Source organism: Desulforegula conservatrix Mb1Pa, from assembly GCF_000426225.1.
GTDB classification, from domain to species: Bacteria; Desulfobacterota; Desulfobacteria; order Desulfobacterales; family Desulforegulaceae; genus Desulforegula; species Desulforegula conservatrix.
Window position 1 is genome coordinate 1 of record NZ_AUEY01000177.1, and the last position, 1,367, is coordinate 1,367.

1 protein-coding gene is annotated in these 1,367 nt (G+C 43.7%); it reads left to right on the forward strand.

Going from position 1 to position 1,367, the window contains the following annotated elements; all coding sequences use genetic code 11:
• Nucleotides 1-315 precede the first annotated feature (315 nt).
• Nucleotides 316-1,041 (forward strand): complement resistance protein TraT, encoded by a 726-nt coding sequence (locus K245_RS0121685; protein ID WP_027360824.1) that lies wholly within the window; start codon nucleotides 316-318, stop codon nucleotides 1,039-1,041.
• Nucleotides 1,042-1,367 lie beyond the last annotated feature (326 nt).

Sequence of the window (1,367 nt, forward strand, 5' to 3'; positions counted from 1 at the left end):
ACTGTTTGATTAATCACCTTTAGGTGATCCCCATTTTTTACCGCTTTGAGCGGTTCAGAATCCCATGCCACCGGCTTTGCCGGTGGTCGGTGACTATTGCTTGTATATACAAATATAATACCTGGGCTGAAAAATCAATTGAAGATTTTGGTCAGGTTTTCGGCCATGTTTTTGATATAAAATGTTTTGATACTACGCTATCCATTTTCATCTTTTCCAGAGTCACGCAATATTATATAAGCATATGTTCTGTAAATCATAGTGTTTACCGGACGATTGGCAAGATCATAAGTGCATTGTCTTTAAGGAGCGTAAATGAAGAAGGTTATTGTAATACTGTCAGCCATGATTCTTTTTTCAGGATGTGCAGCCACCCAGGTTGCCTTGTCAAAAAAGGATCTGAAGGTTGAAAACAGAATGTCTGCAACAATTTTCCTCGATGTTGATAATATGGCTGAAAAGAGTATTTATCTGGATATCAGAAACACGTCGGCAAAGGATATTGATATAACTCCGTTTGTTCTCAGCAATCTTGAAGGCAAAGGTTACAAGATCACCAAGGACGCAAAATCAGCTTTTTATCTTATGCAGGCTAATATTCTCTTCGTCGGGCAGGCTGATCAGACAGCCCTTGAGCAGTCTGTTACGGCAGGTTTTGGAGGGGCCCTGGCTGGCGCAGCTGTTGGTGCGGCCGCATCAGGTGCAAGTAACAGCAGTATACTTACTGGGGCGGCAGTTGGCGGACTTATAGGCGGAGCGGCTGAAATGCTTTCTGGTTCATTCGTAAAGGATGTTACTTATTCAATAATTACAGACATTCAGATATCAGAAAAAACAAAGGAAAAGGTGGAGCAGGATAGTCAGGCTGAGCTTGAAACCGGAGCCGAATCAAGCACAACCCAGACAAGCGAGACAACTGTCAATAGGAAGAAATACCAGTCAAGGCTGGCTACCACTGCAAATCAGGTGAATCTTACTTTCGAGGAAGCCCAGCCCATGATTGAAGAAGGGCTCATAAGAGCGATTTCTGGGTTATTCTGATTATCTGTCGTATGATTTATTTTGAAAAGATGGCAAAAAGCCCGATTTCCGTTATTCAGGCGGGGCCTGTCCCTGTGTAAACCGGAATCCAGAAATATCCTGAAATACACTGATGCCTGACTAAGTCCTGCATGACGCTGATATCTTTTTTGACTTTTTGTGTTCCATCTATTTTGTAAGCGTCAGATTAACAATATAGAGCAAAACGCCCGGACTATGGCCGGGCGTTTTTTATTTGTTTGCCCGGCAAAGCCGTGCCCCCGTCTGTTTGAAAGAAAGCAGAGATGCCCCGTCCGAGGGGAAATCAATCCGAATCGCAAGGGCGC